The organism is Okibacterium sp. AC114, assembly GCF_979253355.1.
In genome coordinates, this window is the sequence record NZ_CEEDBR010000001.1 from 2,619,539 (window position 1) to 2,638,839 (window position 19,301).

Annotated in this window: 10 protein-coding genes and 1 pseudogene; 5 read left to right on the plus strand and 6 right to left on the minus strand. The window is 63.8% G+C overall.

The annotated features are described in order from the left end of the window. Nucleotides 1-39 precede the first annotated feature (39 nt). The gene (locus ACZ6IE_RS12140; RefSeq protein WP_464608152.1) at nucleotides 40-3,144 is read right to left on the minus strand and encodes an efflux RND transporter permease subunit; all 3,105 of its coding nucleotides are present in this window, start codon (nucleotides 3,142-3,144) and stop codon (nucleotides 40-42) included. A gap of 64 nt (nucleotides 3,145-3,208) precedes the next feature. After that, the gene (yczR, locus tag ACZ6IE_RS12145) at nucleotides 3,209-4,654 is read right to left on the minus strand and encodes a MocR-like transcription factor YczR (RefSeq protein WP_464608153.1); all 1,446 of its coding nucleotides are present in this window, start codon (nucleotides 4,652-4,654) and stop codon (nucleotides 3,209-3,211) included. 61 nt (nucleotides 4,655-4,715) lie between these two features. Between yczR and yczE the strand changes: the two genes are divergently transcribed. Further along, nucleotides 4,716-5,378: a membrane protein YczE gene (gene yczE / locus ACZ6IE_RS12150; RefSeq protein WP_464608154.1), complete on the plus strand. Its 663-nt coding sequence runs from the start codon at nucleotides 4,716-4,718 to the stop codon at nucleotides 5,376-5,378. Between the two features lie 31 nt (nucleotides 5,379-5,409). On the opposite strand, the gene ACZ6IE_RS12155 is transcribed toward yczE, so the two are convergent. After that, entirely contained in the window at nucleotides 5,410-5,859 is a 450-nt protein-coding gene (locus ACZ6IE_RS12155) for a TipAS antibiotic-recognition domain-containing protein (protein WP_464608155.1), read from the minus strand. 184 nt (nucleotides 5,860-6,043) lie between these two features. On the opposite strand from ACZ6IE_RS12155, the gene ACZ6IE_RS12160 reads away from it, so the two are divergent. From ACZ6IE_RS12160 to ACZ6IE_RS12175, 4 genes and pseudogenes are all read left to right on the plus strand, one after another. After that, nucleotides 6,044-6,973, plus strand: coding sequence for a DUF4097 family beta strand repeat-containing protein (locus ACZ6IE_RS12160; RefSeq protein WP_464608156.1), 930 nt, complete (start codon nucleotides 6,044-6,046; stop codon nucleotides 6,971-6,973). Further along, nucleotides 6,970-7,362 (plus strand): annotated as a pseudogene (locus ACZ6IE_RS12165) (PadR family transcriptional regulator); the annotation flags it as partial. The gene ACZ6IE_RS12160 and the pseudogene ACZ6IE_RS12165, both read left to right, overlap by 4 nt. 657 nt (nucleotides 7,363-8,019) lie before the next feature. Further along, the gene (locus tag ACZ6IE_RS12170) at nucleotides 8,020-10,059 is read left to right on the plus strand and encodes an APC family permease (RefSeq protein ID WP_464608157.1); all 2,040 of its coding nucleotides are present in this window, start codon (nucleotides 8,020-8,022) and stop codon (nucleotides 10,057-10,059) included. Nucleotides 10,060-10,086: 27 nt separating this feature from the next. Further along, the gene (locus ACZ6IE_RS12175; RefSeq protein ID WP_464608158.1) at nucleotides 10,087-10,794 is read left to right on the plus strand and encodes a metal-dependent transcriptional regulator; all 708 of its coding nucleotides are present in this window, start codon (nucleotides 10,087-10,089) and stop codon (nucleotides 10,792-10,794) included. On the opposite strand, the gene ACZ6IE_RS12180 is transcribed toward ACZ6IE_RS12175, so the two are convergent. From ACZ6IE_RS12180 to ACZ6IE_RS12190, 3 genes are read right to left on the minus strand one after another with little or no spacing between them, the layout of a single operon-like run. Beyond that, a complete protein-coding gene (locus ACZ6IE_RS12180) occupies nucleotides 10,791-11,111 on the minus strand; it encodes a DMP19 family protein (RefSeq protein WP_464608159.1) in 321 nt (106 codons plus the stop codon). The two genes, ACZ6IE_RS12175 and ACZ6IE_RS12180, sit on opposite strands and share 4 nt — an antisense overlap. A 2-nt stretch (nucleotides 11,112-11,113) precedes the next feature. Further along, entirely contained in the window at nucleotides 11,114-11,461 is a 348-nt protein-coding gene (locus ACZ6IE_RS12185; RefSeq protein WP_464608160.1) for a DUF2019 domain-containing protein, read from the minus strand. Nucleotides 11,462-11,474: 13 nt separating this feature from the next. Continuing rightward, entirely contained in the window at nucleotides 11,475-19,217 is a 7,743-nt protein-coding gene (locus ACZ6IE_RS12190) for an RHS repeat-associated core domain-containing protein (RefSeq protein ID WP_464608161.1), read from the minus strand. Nucleotides 19,218-19,301: the final 84 nt, after the last annotated feature.

Sequence of the window (19,301 nt, forward strand, 5' to 3'; positions counted from 1 at the left end):
TTCTGTCACACGGTGCATAACGGTGACCTGAGCACCGCTCTACAGAGCCGCCCCCGCGTCACTCCGGCGCTCGCGGGCGCCCTCCACGAGGTTGTAGAGGGTTGGCAACACCACCAGTGTCAACACGGTCGAGGAGAGCAGGCCCCCGATCACCACGACCGCCAGAGGCTGCGAGATGAACCCGCCGTGGCCGGTCACGCCGAGTGCCATGGGAACGAGTGCCAGGATTGTCGCCAGCGCCGTCATGAGGATCGGGCGAAGTCGCCGCACGGCACCCTGCTCGACGGCCTGCGTCACCGTCATGCCCGCCGTCCGGTATCGGTTGACGAGATCGACCAGCACAATCGCGTTGGTCACCACGACACCGATCAACATGAGCACACCGATGAGCGAGGGCACGCCGATCGGGATCCCGGTCGCGACCTGCAGCAGGATTGCCCCCGTCGCCGCGAACGGCACCGAGACGAGCAACAGGATCGGTTGCCGCAGCGACCGGAAGGTCGCGACCATCACGACATAGACGATCAGGATGGCCACGAGCAGCGCCAGCCCCATATCCCGGAACGCATCGCCCTGGCTCGCGGTGATCCCACCCAGCGTGGCGCTCGCACCAGCCGGAAGGTCGGCATCGTCGAGCGCGGCCTGCACCTCGGCGCTCACGGCGGCGATGTTGTCGCCCGTCGGAATGCCGCTGATCTGCGCCGTGCGCACACCGCGGGAGGAGGTCAGGGATGCCGGACCCTCGATGGTCCCGACGGACGCGAGGGCGTCGAGCCGCACGGTGCCCCGCGGCGTCGGGATGCCGAGGGCGGCGAGTTCGGCTTCTGTGCTCGCCGGATGGTCGGATTGCACGAAGATCGTCACAGCCTTGTCGTCGATCTCCATCGATCCGACCGTGGTCGGCTGAGTCGCCTGGGCCACGAGCGCGCCGAGGGCCACCTCGGTGTATCCGGCCCGCGCGGCCTCGCGCCGGTCGATGCGCACGCCGACATAGGGCCGTGTTTCGCTGAGGTTGCTGACGATCTGGTCGACGCTGTCGAGGTGCTCCAGCTCTTGCACGACGGTGTCGTTCGCGACGGCGAGGTCGTCACCGGTGGTGGCCGACACGTCGACCTCGATATCGCTCGACCCGCCCCACCCCGACGCCGCCACCTCGAAAGTGCCCACGCCGTGGATCTTCTCGAGGCGTTCGCGCACGGTCTGACGGAGCGCCTCCTGCTCGACCCCCTCGTCGGTGGTGATCGAATATGTGACGGTTCCGGGCGCTCCCCCGCCGAAAGCGTCGCGTAGCGCAGAACCGGCCGAGCCGATGGAGAGCTGGACGCTGCCAATGCCGTCGATCGCCCTGAGTTCGGTCTCGACGACGGCGGCCGCATCATCCTGAGCCTGCAGGCTGGCCCCCGCATCGAGGGTCTGTGCGATGGTGAGGACGTTCTGCCCCGTGTCGCCCAGGAAGTTGAACTTCATCAGCGGCGTCAGCGCGAACGTGCCGACCAGCACGAGCGCGGACAACAACAGCGTCGACATCGAGTGCTTCATCGTCCAGCGGATGATCGGCCGGTATCCCCGTTGCAGGCGCGTCGACTGTTCGGCATCCCCTTCGTCGCGGCCCGGCGCAGCGGCTGGCGCGCGCAAGAACCAGAAGGCCAGCACGGGGACGATCGTGAGCGATACGAGAAGGGATGCCAGGAGTGCAATCGTCACCGTGAGGGCGAACGGCCGGAAGAGTTCACCCGTGACATCGCCGACGAAGGCGAGGGGCAGGAACACGGCAACCGTCGTGATCGTGGAGGCCGTGACGGCTCCGGCGACTTCGCGCACCCCCTCGAGCACCGCACGGGACCGCTCCGCGACCGCGTCACCGTTTCCCACCTCGTCCGAGAGATGCCTCTTGATGTTCTCGATCACCACGATCGAGTCGTCGACGACTCGACCGAGGGCGATCGTCAGCGCCCCGAGCGTCAGCACGTTGAGCGTGTACCCGCCCGCCTGCAGCCCGATGAAGGTGATCAACACGGATGCGGGGATCGAGATCGCCGTGACGACGGTGGCGCGGACGTCGGCGAGGAACAGCAGGATGACGATGACGGCGAACACCAGGCCGAGGAGCCCCTCGACGGCAAGGGTCTCGATCGACTGCTCGATGAATGGAGCCTGATCGAAGACGATCGCGAGCGTGGCCTCGGGCTCCACGCTCTCGGCGAGACTCGGGAGGAGAGCGCGGACGGCGCGGGAGACATCGACGGTGTTGGCCGACGGCAGCTTCGTGACGGCGATCGTCAGGGAGGGGGCGCCGTCGACGCGCGAGATCGAGGTGCGCGGATCGTCGACCAACGCGACCGCGGCGACGTCGCCGATCGTCACGACTGCGGGCGCCTGTTTCGAGGGGGATGGGACCGAGGTGGTGGGCACAAGGGGCAGGCCCGCCACATCCTCGACCGAGCCCAGCCTCGTGCCCGTCTGCACCGAGAGCGTCTTGCTGCGCTCGGACACCTCTCCCGCCGGAATGAGTGTGCCGTTATCCCGCAGCGCGTCGGCGATCGACTGCGTGGTGAGGCCCCGGACCGCCAGAGCGGCCGGGTCGGGCGTGATCGTGACGCGCTGGCTGGATTCTCCGATGAGCTGCGCCTCGCGCACGCCCGGGACTTCCGCAATCTCTGTGACGACCGACCGCCGCACCTGCGTCGACAACGCGTGAGGGTCGACCTCAGAACTGATGGCGATCTGCATGACGGGTAAATCGTCGATGCCGCCCGAGACGACGTGGGGCTCGACGTCCTCCGGCAGGTCGAGGGCGATGCGATCGATCGCCTGCTTCACCTTCTGCTCGGCGGTCGCCAGATTGGTGCCGTAGTCGAAGGTCGCCGTAACGACAGATCGGTCCGTGCTTGACGTCGCACTCGTCGTCTCGAGGCCGGGCACCCCACGGATGGCCGCCTCGACCGGTTGAGAGACATCCTCGTTGACGACATCCGGCGTGGCCCCAGGGTAGGCCGTGACGATGACGACCTGCGGAAACTGAACGCTGGGCACGAGCTCTTGTTTCAGCGCCCCCAAGGCGAGGGAGCCGAACAGCGCCACGACAGCCGTTGCGAGCGCGATGAGCGCTCGATTGGACAGGCTGAGGGCGGCGAGCGAATACATATGTCTCCCGGTGCAGAGGGGACGCGCTGGCTGCGCGAGTATTCACAATACTGACATATTAGAGCTAGACGACGGTCGCAGTGAGCGATCTCGGCTGATGGTGGGCGCCGCCGATGGCGAGCCAGGCCGCGTGCAAACGGTCGACCGCCCGCTCGAGCGTGTCGACCGGGTAGGTGATGGGCACGCGCAGGAATCGCTCGAACGCGCCATCCGACCCGAACCAGGGGCCAGCCGCCATGATGAGGCCATTCGTGCGCGCCGTCAGGGTGAGCGCACTGCTGACGGGCTGACCGAGGCCCGCCCAGACGGCCAGGCCGCCCGGCACGTGTGGCACCTGCCACGAGGGGAACCGCTCGGCCAGCAGCTCTTCGACGCGGTCGCGCGAACGGCGCAGCTGCACACGGCGCGCGGCGATGATCTCGTCGAGCTCGGGCAGTAGTTCGGCGACGGCGAGCTGCTCGAGGATGGGGGTGCCGAGGTCGAGGCTCGTGCGCGCCGCGACGAGTCGCGCGATGAGGGAACGGTCGGCACGGATCCATCCGATGCGCAGCCCGCCCCACACGGTTTTGCCGATCGAGCCGATGTTCACGACACTCGCGCCCGTGTCGCCCGCCGAAACGGGGATGAAGCGGCTGCGAGCGCCGTCGCGATCGATGTCGAGCTCGGCCGTGGTCTCATCGACGAGCACGGTGGTGCCCTGGCGCGCGGCGGCCCGCAACAGGCGGTCTCGCACGGCGGGCGACATGCTGGCGCCCGTGGGGTTGTGGAAATCGGGCATGACGTAGGCGAGTTGCGGGCTGGTGCGTTCGAAGGCGTGCTCGAGGGCTTCGGCATCCCACCCGGTTTCGGCCGTGACCGAGACGGGCACGAAGCGGGCCCCGGCCTCGAGCAAGGCGCGCTGGGCGTGCGGATAGGTGGGCGTCTCGATCACGACGCGGTCACCACGCCCCACGAGCACACGGGACAGCAACCCGATGGCGTGCTGGGCGCCGATCGTGACGAGGATCTCGTCGGCGTCGGTCGGCAGGCCCTGCGCGGTGTAGCGGTCGGCGATGGACTGGCGCAGATGCGGCAGACCCACGGCGTCGTAGTCCCAGTCGGCGGCGAATCGGGGCAGCTGCTCGGCAGCGCGCAGCACGGCCGGGCCCACCTGGGGCGCGCAAGGCATGGCCGCTTTGGTGAGGTCGATGGTGTCGAGAACGGGCGATGCGGCATCGTCGGCACGCGCGAACGGATGCCGCGGCAACCGCGCCTCGCTCCCCGACCCCTGCTGGCTCGCCACGTAGCCGTCCTCGCGCAGCCTCTTGTAGGTCGCGGCGACGGTCGTCCGGCTCACCGCAAGACGCGAGGCCAGCTCGCGTTCAGCGGGCAGGCGTGTTCCCACGGGGATGCGCCCGTCGAGCATGAGCAATCGCAGACGGTCGGCCAGGTCTTCGTTGGCCGTTCCGCCGTTGCGCCACTCGCCGAGCAGGGATTCGAGGGATGCAGCCCCCAACCGTCGCACAGTCATGAGGCCAGATTAGCCGCATTGGCATCTTGCGGGAAGGCCACTTTGCCAATTGGATGGACCCATGACCCGCCGCATCCTGCAACTCCTCCTCGGCCTCTTCCTCTATGGAATCGCGATCGCCCTGATCGTGCGCGCCGCGGTCGGCGTCTCGCCGTGGGATGTGCTGACGCAGGGCATCGCCCTCAAGACCGGCCTGCCGTTCGGCACCATCACCATCGGTGTCGGCGCGATCGTGCTGCTGCTGTGGATTCCCCTGAAGCAGAAGCCCGGCATCGGCACCGTGCTGAACGTCCTGCTCGTCGGGCCGAGCGCCGACATCGGTCTCTGGCTCATCCCCGAGGGCCTCGACCTCTGGGTGCGCATCCTGCTCTTCCCCGCCGGCCTGCTGCTGCTCGCCATCGCGACCGGCCTCTACCTCGGTGGGCACTTCGGGTCGGGTCCGCGCGACGGGCTCATGACGGGCATTCATCAGCGCACCGGCTGGCCGATCTGGGTCGGTCGCACCATCGTCGAGGTGACCGTGCTGACCATCGGATGGCTGCTCGGCGGCAACCTGGGCATCGGCACCGTCCTTTTCGCGGCACTGATCGGGCCGCTCTGCACCTACACGATCCCGTTGTTCCGCCTGCCGGTGCCGCCCACGCGCGCCGAGAAGCGGGAGGCCGCCCTGCAAGGAACGGTGCCGCCCTCGTCGCACCCGACGATCGACTCGCCCGCCAACTGATCGGGACTCAACTCGCCGCGCGAGTTCTCTGCTACCGCAGGTTGCGCACGGCGTAGACAGCCAGCGCGCCACGCACGAACGCCGCGCCTTCGACATCCCCATAGTTGGACCAGAAGAGCTCGTCGGCCACATACAGGTCGCCGAGGCCGCTCAGATACGTCGCGCTGACCTCGTGCCCGTCCGTTGCCGCCTCGAGCCAGCGCACATGCCGCCCCGCGAGGTTCTGGGCTTCGTCGCCACCGACGGGGATGCCGCGCGCCGCCGCGTCCTGCCACGCCTCGTCGAGCGCCTGCGTGTCAGCCTGCAGCGCACGACGACCCTCGTCGCCGAGCCCCTGCCACCAGGCGGCGGGGTCGGTGCCAGCCTGAGCACCCCGGTGCCCGCCGAACTCTTCGCGGTGAATGCCGCCGTCGAAACCGCCGTCGCCCCGGCTGCTGAAGGCGTCTGCGCCACCTAAGCCGTCGAACTCGTTCTCTGCCACGATCGGGTCTCCTTGTTCTCGACCCAGGGTGTGTTGCGCGACGACCCGCCGTCAAGATCAGACAGGAAACGATCGAATAACCTTCGCGTCCGATGTGAGCTCTTGCCCCGCTGCCAAACGCGTTATATCGTGAGTTCACACACGCGATATAGCTCGACCGAGCATCGCCTAGGAAAGGCCCACCATGACTCTCGAAAAATGGATCGTCCGCCCCGGCGAGCAACGCGTCATCGATCTCGGCATCGTGCGCTCGCTCAAGGTCGCCCTCGCCGGCGGCCAGATCAACCTCGTCGGCCACGACGAAGAGACCGCCCGCATCGAAGTGCACGAGGTGCACGGCAAAGACCTCAAGATCGAGATCAACGGCGATCGCCTCGACATCGACCACCCCCAGGTTGCCTGGAACAACTTCCTCGAGGTGTTCCGCAACTTCGGCGCGAACTCGGCCAAGGCCACCATCAGCCTGCTCGTCCCCCGCGCCGTTGCCCTCACGTTCGGCACCGTCACGGCGGGCGCGCTCGTCACGGGCCTCACGAGCGACGCCAAGCTCAGCACCGTCTCGGGCGAGCTGCAGCTCGAGGGCATCACGGGCAACATCGACGTGCACAGCGTGAGCGGCGAGGTCAGCATCCAGAACCACACCGGGCGGGTCGACGTGCAGACCGTCTCGGGCGACATCACGGCCACGGGGCGCATCGAGCGTTTCTCGGCCGACGGCATCACGGCCGACACGTTCCTCGACATCCGCGGGCACGTCGACAAGATCTCGTCGAACACCGTCTCGGGCGCCCTGACCGCCCGCATCGACCCGGGCCTCGGCGCGCGCTACGTGGCCAACACCGTCACGGGCGCGCTGCGTCTCGACGGCAACGTCATCACCAGCACGCGCGGCCGCGGTTACAACACCACCACCATCGGCGCCGACGACAGCTTCTACGTCGACATCGCGGCCAACTCGGTCTCGGGCGACATCTCGGTGCTGCGACGCGATCGGGATGACGCGAGCCACCCCGCCTCGGCCTCGTCCACGTCCGGCCAGCCCTCCGCTCCCTCCGGGCCCACCGCCCCTTCCACTCCCACCGCACCCGCCGCCCCCGCGAGCCCCGCCGAATGACCCCCGTCTTCGCGCACGGCAGCCTGCGCCTCTACCTCCTGCACCTGCTGCAGGAGTCGCCCAAACACGGCTACGAACTCATCCAAGCTCTCACCGATCGTTTCGGCGGCACCTACTCCCCCAGTGCCGGCACCATCTATCCCCGGCTCGCCAAGCTCGAGGAAGAGGGGCTCGTCACCAAGACCACCGACGGCCGCAAGTCGATCTACACGATCACGGATGCGGGCCGCGCCGAGTTGGCCGCCAAAGCCGATCAGCTGTCGTCTATCGAGGACGAGGTCACCGATTCGGTGCGCCGCCTGGCCGACGAGGTGCGATCGGATGTGAGCGCCGCCATGCGCAGCCTGCGCGCCGATCTCGCGTCGGCCGCGCGTGAACCCGAACCGCACGGCCAGAAGAAGTCTTGGTCGGACTGGGGATTCGGCAACCCGTGGGGCGACGCTTCGGCGCGACCCGAGCACGGCCGCGGCGGAGCAGCGCCGGGTGCCACGCCCGATACCGCCCCAGCTGGCTCCGACGCCTCCGCTGGCTCCAACTCCCCCGCTGGCTCCGACGCCCCCGCTGGCCCCGACTCCTCCGCTGGCTCGGACGCCCCGGGCAACGCGTCGGCGAGCGCCTCGGGCGACTCCGCGGCAGACGCGTCGAGCAACTCAGCAGGCGGCCTCGACCCGCGGGTGGCCGCACGCCTGGCACTCGGCGAGGCCGAGCTCTCGCTCAACGACGCCCGGCAGCAGATCCGCGCCGAGCTGCGACGCCGCGCCGCCGAGGGCTCGCTGTCGAACGACGACGTGCGCGAATTGCGCTCACGTCTCGCCGATGTGGTGATCTGGTTGCGCAAACGCTGACGCTCGAGCATCCACGCGTCTGACAGCGAGCTGAGCCCCGACTGAACACTGGTCGGGGCTCAGCTGCATGTCGGCAGCGAACTGCCGCACGCGCGCCGACCCCCGGCCGAGGGGGCCTCACAATACCGCCGCCGAACACCGCGTAAACAGCGACCTCGGACGGCTAGGCGGCGGCCCCACACAGGAGTAGGATCGCCGCTCGTGACAATAGACGGGCGCGAGCCTCAACAAGAGGGTCGGTCGGCGAAACGCTGGCTGATCGGTGATCCCCTCCCCACCGAAAAACTCGAGGGGCAATTGCTGCCGAAGCGGCTCGCTCTGCCGATCTTCGCGAGCGACGCGCTGTCGTCGGTGGCCTACGCGCCGCAAGAGTTGCTCATGATCCTGCTGCTCGGCGGTTTGGCGTTCCTGAGCTTCGCGCCGTGGGTGGCCGTCGCCGTCATCGTGCTGCTGCTCGTCGTCGTCGCGAGCTATCGCCAGCTCATCAAGGCCTACCCGTCCGGCGGTGGCGACTATGAGGTCGCCCACAAGAACCTGGGCGAGAAAGCCGGCCTGATCGTCGCATCCGCCCTGCTCGTCGACTATGTGCTCACCGTGGCCGTGTCGGTGGCATCGGGTGTCGACAACATCATCTCGGCCATCCCGATGCTGAACCCCTATCGCATCGAGATCGCCGTGGGCTTCGTGCTCGTCATCATGGCCGTGAACCTGCGCGGCGTGCGCGAGTCCAGCAAGACCTTCGCTATCCCCACCTACCTCTTCATCGCGAGCGTGCTCGTCATGATCGTGGCCGGCCTCGTGCGCACCCTGTTCGGCGACGCCCCCGTCGCCGAGAGCGCCTCCTACACCGTGCAGGGCGAGAACCTGACGCAGGCGGCCTTCATCCTGCTGCTCTTGCGCGCCTTCTCGAGCGGATGTTCGGCGCTCACCGGTGTCGAGGCCGTCTCCAACGGCGTGCCCGCGTTCCGCCGCCCCCAGATCAAGAACGCGCAGACCACGCTCGTGCTCATGGGCGGAACCGCCATCGTGCTCTTCGCCGGCCTCACCGCGCTGGCGCTCATCTCGGGTGTGCACTACGCCGAGAACGCGTGCCACCTGCAGGGCTTCGCGAACTGCGAGACGGCCCCGCAGCCGAGCCTCATGGCACAGGTCGCGACGGCCGTGTTCGGGGCCAACAGCATCCCCTTCTTCTTCATCCAGGCCGTCACAGCGTGCGTGCTGCTGTTGGCCGCCAACACGGCGTTCAACGGTTTCCCGCTGCTCGGCGCCGTGCTGGCCCGCGACTCCTACGCTCCCCGCTCGCTCAACACGCGCGGCGACCGCCTCGTGTTCTCGAACGGCATGATCATCCTCGGCCTGGCCGCGTGCGTCATCCTCGTCGTCTATCAGGCGAACCTCACGCAGCTCATCCAGCTCTACATCATCGGCGTGTTCGTGTCGTTCACGCTGGGGCAGATCGGCATGGTCAAGCACTGGCTGCGGGCGCTGAAACAGGACGACGCCAAGCCGCGCGAGATCTGGCCGTCGCTCGCCATCAACGCGTTCGGAGCCCTGCTGACGGCATCCGTGCTCATCGTGGTGACCATCACCAAGTTCACACACGGCGCCTGGCTCGTCTTCGTGCTCATGCCCATCCTCTACACGCTCATGCTCGGCGTGAACCGCTACTACCGGGATGTCGAGAAGGAGATCGAGGTCGACCCCACGACCACCTTCGGCGCCTCGGGCGACCACGCCATGGTGCTGGTCAACCGGATGCAGAAGCCCACGCTCAAGGCGCTCGACTACGCCATCGCGGCCAACCATGCGAGCCTCGAGGCCGTGCACATCGCGGTCGACGAGGAGTCGACCAAGAAGCTCGAGAAGCAGTGGTCGGAGATGAACATCCACGTGCCGCTGACGGTGCTCGAATCGCCGTACCGCGAGTTCGCCATCCCCGTGCTGAAATACATCAAGGCGCACCGCGAGGAGCACGGCTCCGAGGTCGTCACTGTGTACATGCCCATGTATATCGTGGGGCACTGGTGGGAGAGCCTGCTGCACAACCGCCGCGCCAAACGCATCCGCCAGCAGCTGCTGCTCATGCACGGTGTGTCGGTGACGATCGTGCCGTGGCTACTCGACTCGTCCGAGCTGATCTACGGGCGTCGGTCGCGGCCGCTGCCCGGTCAGGAACGACGCGGCGAGCCCGTGCGGCCCGAGAAGGCCGTGCCGCGCGGACCCGTGAAGAGCAAGAAGTAGGAAGAAGTAGCTCCCTATGATGGGAGCGTGGCAGTCTCCGACCTCTCCAACACCGCTCAGGACTACCTGAAGCTGATCTGGTCGAGCCAGGAATGGCCCGGGCAGCATGCCACCGTCAAATCGCTCGCCGCCCAGCTGGGCGTGGCCGTGTCGACCGTGTCGGATTCGCTCAAGCGGCTCGACGAGCAGGGGCTCATCACGCATGCGCCCTACCGGTCGATCGAGCTCACCGAGCGCGGCCGCCGCTACGCCATCTCGATGGTGCGCCGGCATCGGCTGATCGAGACGTTCCTCGTGCGCGAGCTCGGCTACGGCTGGGACGAGGTGCACGACGAGGCCGAGGTGCTCGAACACGCCGTGAGCGACAACATGATCGAGCGCATCGACGAGAAGCTGGGGCATCCGACCCGCGACCCGCACGGCGACCCGATCCCGTCGGCCGACGGCGACCCGCATTTGCCCGACGCCGTGCGGCTGAGCGACCTGCCCGACGGCGCGTCGGGTGTGGTGGTGCGCATCTCGGACGACGACCCCGACATCCTGCGTTACCTCGACGAGCTGGGGCTCGGCCTCGATCACCCGGTCACGGTCGTGCGCAACCGCGACTTCGCGGGCACCGTCTCGGTGCGCGTCGGCGAACCCGCCTCCACCGTCGAGCGCGAACTCGGCATGCCGGCGGCCCGCGCCATCTGGGTCACCGCCGGCGCGTATGTGTGCTCGGACGGCGCGACCTAGATGGGATCATCTAGGTCGAGGATCTGATCGGTCAGGTGTTCGAGCTCGTCCTCCTGGGCGTCGTTTAAGTTATCCAGTGCGAGCCGCCGCGCCTCCACTGTTGCTGGTACAAAGTCTGGGAAGACCAAAGCGCGGGCCTGAAGGAGCAGTCGGGCGTAGTCAGTTGCTCCCGTATCGGTGAAGTGTTTAGCCGCCGAGGACACGCGGTCGCCAGCATTGTGCAACGCCAGCCAGAGACCGCCATTCTGAATGAGGCCGAACACCAACATCGCGTTGTCTTCGTCGTCGTATCCCGACATGTCCAGGTGATTCTCCACGATTACCAGTCCAAGTTGAGGTGGCCGGCTCTGAATTGCATCAAGACCATGGTCGCATTGATCCGCTGGTCCTTATCGCCCATCTTGGCAATTTCTTCGAGCACTGCTTCTGCGTCTTCCCTCCCCCAAAACAACGAGTGGGTCGCCGCACCCAAACGTACGTCTACCGATTGATCGGTAAGAAGTGCGCTGATAGCGGCTCGGCCTTCCTCGCTCTCACGCAACTGCTTATACAACTCGTGAATCTTCTTGAACAACCTGTTTGCCTTCGCCGGCCGAGGTCGATTCTCCGAATGCGCAATCAGTGTCTCGTAATACTGAACGGCCAAGCCGCGGGTACTCTCGGTCACATTTACTCCTTCTCTATTGGGCATGCCACCACATCCCATACGAGTACTGGTAGTCGAACGGCTTGTCGCTCAACCAATCCCGAACTCTGAGCCCATTGGTCCAGTATGGGGACGAGTTATAGTGCGCGGCTTTTCGATTATTCACAACACTGTCGACTGGCTCCATATTGCAAGGATTGTGGATTATGCGCTTATCAAACCCGGAGCGTGCGCTTAGTATCTGGGACTGCTCGACCACATGATCGTAGACATCACCTTGCGGGAGTGCGCCGAGATGTTTTTTTGCAGTCTTGAAAGTATTGAAGCCTTCGTCAGGGTCGCAGTCAGGGTCGAGGATCGGGAATTGTGGCGGTTTTGAACCGCCTCCCTCGGCGGACGTAATAGGTTCACCCGCGGCGACGTTTTCTCGCGAACCAACCTTTGGAGCACCCGGACTTGGCTCAGACGGAACGCAAACGCGCGTTGTGGTATTCACGCCTCCACACGCATCGATTGTCGTTGCCTCAGATACAAGGCATGACTGCCACGAGCCGTTTAAACCGCAGGAGTCGCTGAGCGCATCGTCAGCGCCTCGAACGACTGATGTTCCTGAAAGACCCGAAAGCCCTCCCATCATGACCGAAGAGGTACGCGTGAAGTCGACCGTGGCTATGGTTTGGGTGACCGTGTTGGTGAGAACATCCCTCACGTACTGCTGTGGGGATATATCGACTTGACCGTTTGTCCAGTAGTTCGCGGTTTGCGAATACTGCTGCGTCCACCACGAAGTAGTCACCACTCGCTGTCCAGGTCGAATCTGTGACAGCTGCTGCGTAGACCAACTTCCCGAGGTGCTGGAAAGGGTCTGTGTTCGATAGATGAAGGGTGGAAGTGGCCTATTTGCTTCGGTTTGATTTGGCGGCCGCGACACCGAAACGGGCGGAGTCGAGGTTGCAGGTGGTGAGCTCGGCGCAGGCGACGCCCCTGGCGAAGAGGGTGCAGTAATTCCCGGCTGCATCGAGACGAGCATGTCGTACACGTCGCGCGCTAGGAGCGCACCCTCGACCACCCACCCGAGAATGGGGATGAATTTCAACAGGCCTCTGGCCACCATCCGTCCGCCGAGGCGCCCCCACCATTTGTCGTTATCTGGGGCGGCCACTCGCAGCGGCCTCGGCTGGTACGACTTCACGACGTCCTGCCGCGCGCTCGGACTGGCCTGTTTGAGGAGCCGGTCGATCTCCGGCTGACTACCGGGCGTGGGCTTCAGCATTTCGATGGCGTTGCGGAGATGCATGGCTTCGAAAGCGCCCTTATACCCACTCGGGTCGGTATACCGTCCCGTTTGGTCCGAACCCGACTTGGGATTTCCTGCCGCGTAGCCATAACGATTTACCGAATCGAGGTCTTCACCAGAGAGCGGGGTGTCGTCTCGAGTGAGGAAAATGCCGAGCGATGGGTCATACCAGCGTGATCCCATGCGAACGGATTGGGTTTGCGGATCGGTGTAATCTCCCTGAAAGCCAAAGCGCGACTGCTCGTCACTAACGAAAAGATTCGTATTCGCACCGAAGGCGTCAAGGCTCGTCGAGCCTTTTTTGTCCTGGGCTCCTTGTGCGCCACCGACTGCTTGTCCACCGATTAGGTCGCCATGGTTGTTCGTGATCGGTGCACGGAACCCGAGAACGGTGCTGGTGCCAAGCAGCTCACCGGCAGGCCCTCTCACCGCTGCCTCGCCGCCCGCCAGTAGGCCAGGAACATTGAACGGGTCCAACTCCAACCCTGTATAGAGGAGCGCGGCTCCATCGCGCTCGGCAAGGCGACCGAGCGCATCATATTTGTAGGCGGTGTCGCCGTCACGTACCGGTTGATCGAACGCGTTATAACGAAGTTCCCGGGTGTCCCTTTCATCCGACTCGATGCTCGTTGTCGAACCCGATGGGCTCGTGACAACCGATATCGTCTCCGCGACCGGCCCGGTTCGTACCGTGCCGCCGGTCAGGCGACCGCGATCATCGTAGGTCCAGCTCTTGTCCCAGCGCCCCTTCTCAGCCGTTCGATTGTTGGTCTTGTCCCAAGCAAACGTGGTCGCGGGGACTCCCACTCGATAAGGTCGCGAAACTACAAGACGATTGAGTTGGTCATACTCGTACGAGCTCCCATTCAATCCACCCGCGGCAGGCTCACCCAGCAGCTTTTCTGACGTGACGTTGCCGTTCCCGTCGCGTTCATACCTTATGTCTTCGAGGGTTTCCCCTGATGAGTTGGCCGTGACCATTCGCTGGGTGCGCCCGAAGCTGTCGTACGAGATGTCGGTCGAGCCCGTGACCCATGACTTGCCGACCAGCTTGCCGTCCGTCGAGTCGTACTCAAATGAGATTGGGTTTGTGTAGGCCTGGGTCGAAGACGAGAAACGGCCGTCCCAGAGGGACGTCACTTTCCCTTCGTCGTCATACTCAAAGTTCGAGCCAGTGGATGGCCCCGTGCCCACGCGGGAAACTTTGTGGAGAATCGATCCGTCTCGATTGTGTTCGTACGACTCCGCGAATCGATCGCTCGACGTCGATAGGAGGTTGTTGAAGTCATCCCACTCGAACCGCTGCGACATTCCATCCGCTGTCATCTTTGTCATGCGGCCGTCTAGATCGTACTGAAAGGACCGATTGCTAGCGACGACATTCTGCGATGTTTGTGCCTCGCCGGTCTCAGCCGTGAGTTGCCCAACTACATCGAACTCTCGTGTCACGACTACATTGCCGGGTTTCATCTCGCGGATTGCGTTTCCGGCGTTGTCAAAGCTGGTAACCCAGCTTCTATCTGCAATCCCAGAGGTCGAAGCCGTGGCGGGCTCTATAACGGCCTCCGCCAAATCCCACTCGTTGAAAACCGTCCACGTGTCCAGATTTCGAGCATTGGTGACCCGGGTACGGTTGCCGGAAAGGTCATAGCCGAAGCTCGTGATAGCGGAACTGACTTCGCTGATCGGCCTGACGATCTGCCGCAAGCGATTCATTTCATCGAAGGATGAACGGGTCGTTACACCGCGCCCGTCAATCGCCGATATGAGGTTGCCCGACTTGTCATAGCCGAAGATCTGACGCGTCCGGCTACCGTCCGTTCCGACTGAGGTCTCGCTGATAAGACGACCTGCACCGTCGTACTGATTCTCCTGAGTCCGGCCCGCCTCGTCTATAGACTTCGTTGGGCGTCCCGCGAGATCGTACTCGAACCGCTTGACCTCTGAGCGATTCTGAACTCTCTCGCTGATCTTTTCACCAGCTGCGTTGTACTTGTATTGCATCGACGGCCCCACGCGAGGCATAGTCATCGTGAGGTTGCCGAGGATGTCGTATTGGTACTCGGACCGATACGAGCCGGCAAAGCGGTGGCCAGGCAAACGGTTGAACTCGGTCGTAGACACTACGCGACCGAACATGTCGTACGCCTTCTCGACCTCTCGACCTGAATCGGTTCGCTCCTTCACCACCTGATTCGCCGCATCGTAGGTCATGCTCACCGCAGGGCGGCCGCCTTCACGCGACGGATTGACGACACGCGTTACGTTGCCGGCTAGGTCGTATTCGTAATCTGTAATGCCGCCAGATGCGGAAGTCGTCTGGGTAACATCGCCGGCGACGGAGTAACGGATTGAACTGGCGGACGAGACCGGCGCTGATTTATCCGGAGCAATATACGGTGCTCTGACGGTCTTTATGTGTCGGCCGGCGCTGTCAAATTCATAAGTCTCAACATTGCCGCGCGCATCCTTGAACTCCGTGACATCACCGAATGCGTTATAACCGATCGAGGTTCGAGGCCGCTCGGTGTCGGTGCGGACCTCTGCCGGCGCGCCACTCTCGCTGAGGGCCAGGGACGTAAGTTCTTCGAAGTCAACCGCAGGGTTGATGATCGTAACGAGCTGACCAGCTGCGTCGTGCGCGTAGTTGGTTTCATAACCACGAGGATCCGTTCTACCGGTAATAAGGCCGGAGGATGATCGCTTCGTGCGAGTAGTGAGCGCCTCTGAACCGTTGATCCACACGTTCTCCACGATCGGTGCCCCGGCTGAGTCGACCTCGTATGTGGTCCTCTCCGTAAGGCCATTAGCGGTGATGCTCTCACCAATCGTGCGGCCTGCAGTGTCACGAAGAGTTGTGAACCTCCTGTTCAAACCCGCGGGATCGAGAACGCTCGTAACGAGGCGCCCCTCTGAGTCGTAGAGGAATTCAGTCGTTCTCGTCACATTGTCATTACCTTCGACCGACCGAGTGATTCGTCCGGCACCATCAAACTCGCGAGTCCACAAAATCTCCTCGCGCCATGCGCCAGGTGTTTTCAAAGTCGATTTCCACACCAGATTGTCATCGGTGTAGTAGTACTCGGTCGTGCGAGAAAGAGCGTCTGTTTCTTGGGAAAGACGCCCGGACACGTCGTATCGCTCGACTCGGATCGGCACCATCGCCGAAGCACCGGCTTTGCCCACGTCGGCCGACGTAATAATCGTCTTTTCAAGCCCAATGAGGTACTCGATTTTGGTCTTCCGGCCCCTGGCATCCTGCACGCCCACCAGTTGATCCGGATTCACCGTGGAATAGGTGTAGGTCGTTACGCCATTCGCCGCATCGACCTGTTTGGCGAGCTCTCCTCGGTTTGTGTACGAGAAGCTCGTTACCCGCTCCGGAAGTAAGTTCGAGTCCCCTTCGCAGATAACAGCGCGTTCCTTCACGGAAGTTGGCAGGCCATCGCGATCGTACGATCGATCGATCCGGTGTTCGGATTCTTGTCCGGTGACGACATTCTTGACACATGGACCATATTCGTGCGCGACGCGGCCCTGTTTGTCGTACTCAATGAGCTTTGTGCTGGATCGCCCCTCGCTGTCCATGACCGTTTCACTCCCCACGAGCCCGCGCACGTCGAACGTTCGCAAGACCCGGCCGCCGCTGGCATCAGTGGTCTGAACTTGATCACCCCGGGCGTTGTAGCCGTAAGTCGTCGTCCCTGCGGGCGAGGACGCCGTTCGCAGCAGGCCAGCGGGCATTACGGTGCCCGGCACCGGAAGCCCGTTCGGCCCAAGCGCCGCCTCGGTACCAGTGGTGTAAGAGTAAGTTTGCTCCTCACCGGTCGGCGCTGCTGGGGTTCCGGCGCTAGTTCGTTTGGTCAAGCGACCCTGCGGATCGTAGGAGAACATATCCGGGCTTGCAGGATTTCCTTGGCGCGGCGAAACACTTACTGAGGAGAGTCTGGTGTCCGCATTCGCTGCGTTGGATAGGGGCTTGTAACCGCTACTCGAAGTGATCTGCTGACCACCCCGGAAGCTGAAAGAACCCGTGGGGTTCCCCCAGCCGTCGTAGGTGAATGCGATCACGTGTTCGTTCTCGTCGCGCATTCCCTCAAGGGCACCAGTACAAGTGATCGGATTGGCTGGGTTGCAGACCCCGTAATACCACGTTCGCCAGACACCGTCTTGGTCGGATGAAGCGGCCTGCCTTTTCGCGAGCACGCGCAACCGGCCTTGCGTATCGAATTCCATGCTGCGTTTTGCCGCACCGCATTGTTCGACTCCGCCGACAATGGAGCGGTCCTCGCAATACTCGGCTTCGATACCGCCTAGGGGGTTGTAGACCTCACGATAAAACTCGTCCCATGTTCCCCCTGGTGTAGGACGGTAGAGCGTGACAATGCGAGGAGCTGCGCCCGGCTCGCTGATCTCAATCTTGCGTTCCTGATGCGCGTCTTGAACGGTCGTCCAGGATCCGACCGATTTCAGGCCCCGGGAGGTTCTACCTTCGGGCGATACTGCCGAGAACGAAGTGGCAGTCGTCGAGTACTTCGTGACACCGCCTTCGGCGTTGGTCATTGAAGAAAGGCGCGCGCAGCTATAGGAATAGAGCCATTTCAGTGCCGGGATCCCTGCCGACTGAGGTACGGAAATGGTGGATACGTGGGGTCTAGAAGCTTTCGTTCCACTGGAGCATCCAACGCTGGACTGTGGCTCCTCCCAAGCGATGTCCACAAATCGACCAGATGGCTGTTGCGTCACCCGGCTCACACGGCCCGAGGCCCCGTATGAGAAGGTCCACTTGCCCGCCCCCACAAATTCGATGCGGGCGATCTTGCCTGCCGAATCGAAGGCGACAATTTCACCGCTGCTCTGCGTCACGGTCAGTGACCGGTCGGCATTCGTCTGCACCCTGTTCGTGACGCCCATCTCGGGACGCCCGATGTAGGTTCCGTTTGCCTGTTTTCCGAAACTTTCCTGGCGCCCATCGGGGTAGATAACCGACAACGTGCCCGCCTCTGGGTTATATGAGGCGGCGGAATCAAAAACTGACATCCAGCCAAGGCCGAATGAGCCCTCGGTTGTGGCTGCGCCGCTCGAGTATGTTCGCTCGATCGTGAGTGGAAGATTCGCCCCGGGGATCTCGATGTCCTTCTCCGAATGCACAAATGTGCCGTACGGCAGCACCAATCCGTAGGTATTCGCCATCCCGAGACCGGCTCCCACACGTCGCCAATCATCAGGGGTGGGCACAACGACCGTGAACCTCAGCGGGGCCCGTGTAGACAGGAGCGAAGTCGTCGCGATTCCATCGGAGACCTCGAAACTCCAGAAATAAGTCGACGACCATTCCAAGGCTCCTGAAGGCACTTGCCAACTCGACCCCGCTTGCGCACCGGATGAGATACACCCATCGGTGAGAGCCTCGTTCTTGCAGACCTTGAATGAATAACGCAAGGCGACCGGGGCGGGCCAAGCATCGACATCTTTTGCATCAACCGCCAGGAACGGCACCCGACTCGTCACCGTCGCGAACGCGGACGGGCTAGCGTCGGAGATTGAAGGGGCCTGATTCTGCACGGTCAGCTTCATTGTCATGGTGCAGGCACCAAGATCACTAGCCCAGCCTTTTCCAGGAATCTCGAGATCCCAGGCCAGATACCAATCCCCCGGGGCGAGCTTTCCAACCTGCGCCGGGAGTTCTATCCAGGTTCCTGCCGGGACAGCCTGAGCGATGGTGGTCCTGGACCCGAATCCGACCCCCGTTTGGGTGCTGTTTGCAAGGCGGTAGGAAAGCACCGTCCCAGCCGGCCAGGAGTTTGTGCCGAGGTTTTCGACACGCATCAGCAGTTGCCCCGGTTGATTGTTCGTTACCGGCGTGGTCCAAGAGGACGTCTTAGGCATGATTGACATCGCATAAGGGTCGCCGGGGAGCACCGGACAACCCGTCGGCGGCGCAGCGATGCGCACGGTACTTGCCACGCCGGAGGGGAGCGCAGAGCTCACCACAGTCGGCTGCGGTTCCCGCAGCTCTCCGTTGGACGCGTCGGAAAGTGACTCGTGCGTCGTTCCGAGACTCGCCGGCGACGCCGTCACCTCTTCGTTCGGGCGCTCCTCGCCAGTTGTGCCGTCTTCCACATTCGGGCTTGGCATCAGCACAATAGGCGCGTGAGGGTCCTCAGAAATCTGTACCGGGGACATCGCTTCTGAAGCCCGTTCGGTTTCTTCGGCCAGTAAATCCTCTAGCCTTTCACCTTCGATGGCCTCGAGCGAACCTGGCTCCGGAGTGTCGACCACCAGAGGCTCGGTATCAACACGCAGCCCTCCAGCGGGGGGCGTGTAAATCGTGCCCGGAAGCGGCGAAGAGTCGTTTTCTAGTTCGCGAACGATGGCCGGCGGCTCAATCTCGGCAGCCACCGCCACCTCTGGAACCAGAATGGCAGATGCGATGACCATCCCCATGATCAACCCGACGACTCGCGTAAAACGCTTCATTGCAACATCCCCCACAGACACGAACTTCAGACGGCCATGTCTATTGCGTTGAGATGCACTCTTGGTTCTCTCAGTTCAACGAGA

What these genes read in the sequence shown, in the direction of transcription:
- ACZ6IE_RS12160 (WP_464608156.1), top strand. Translation starts at nt 6,044, where the DNA reads ATGACTCTCGAAAAATGGATCGTCCGCCCCGGCGAGCAACGCGTCATC.
- yczR (WP_464608153.1), bottom strand. Translation starts at nt 4,654, where the DNA reads ATGACTGTGCGACGGTTGGGGGCTGCATCCCTCGAATCCCTGCTCGGC.
- ACZ6IE_RS12190 (WP_464608161.1), bottom strand. Translation starts at nt 19,217, where the DNA reads ATGAAGCGTTTTACGCGAGTCGTCGGGTTGATCATGGGGATGGTCATC.
- ACZ6IE_RS12140 (WP_464608152.1), bottom strand. Translation starts at nt 3,144, where the DNA reads ATGTATTCGCTCGCCGCCCTCAGCCTGTCCAATCGAGCGCTCATCGCG.
- yczE (WP_464608154.1), top strand. Translation starts at nt 4,716, where the DNA reads ATGACCCGCCGCATCCTGCAACTCCTCCTCGGCCTCTTCCTCTATGGA.